The organism is Sporosarcina sp. P29, assembly GCF_002743265.1.
Classification (GTDB): domain Bacteria; phylum Bacillota; class Bacilli; order Bacillales_A; family Planococcaceae; genus Sporosarcina.
In genome coordinates this window covers 1-445 of record NZ_PDYX01000081.1, presented here as the reverse complement: position 1 = coordinate 445, position 445 = coordinate 1, and the positions used below count along the sequence as shown (strand labels likewise).

Below are 445 nucleotides of genomic sequence, written 5' to 3'. Positions count from 1 at the left end.
TTTTAATCCTGCGACCTGGAAATCACGCTCGCGAGGTTCAGTCTGTTTGTTGAAGGGTTTGTTTCCTGCCATAGTGAATGGAGTTACCGAGATAAAGAGTGGGTCGAAAGATTACCATATTTTTCTGACGGAGGGAGCATGGCAACGCGCATTGAATTCCAGAAACATGGTGGGCCAGAAGTGTTAAACGCGGTGGAGTTTACCCCCGCAGCGCCTGGTGAAAACGAAGTTCAGGTTGAAAACAAAGCCATCGGCATTAACTACATCGACACCTATATTCGCGGCGGTCTCTATCCGCCTCCCTCCATGCCAAGCGGACTGGGAACGGAAGCGGCAGGCGTCGTGCTCAAAGTGGGCAGCGCCGTTAAGCATATTAAAGAGGGCGATCGCGTGGTGTACGCGCAATCCGCGCTGGGTGCCTACAGTTCCGTGCACAACGTGCCGG

1 protein-coding gene is annotated in these 445 nt (G+C 53.3%); it reads left to right on the top strand.

Annotated features, from left to right (window positions below):
- Nucleotides 1-138: 138 nt before the first annotated feature.
- The coding region (locus CSV68_RS16640; protein WP_158233538.1) for an alcohol dehydrogenase catalytic domain-containing protein at nt 139-445 on the top strand (307 nt) is incomplete at its 3' end.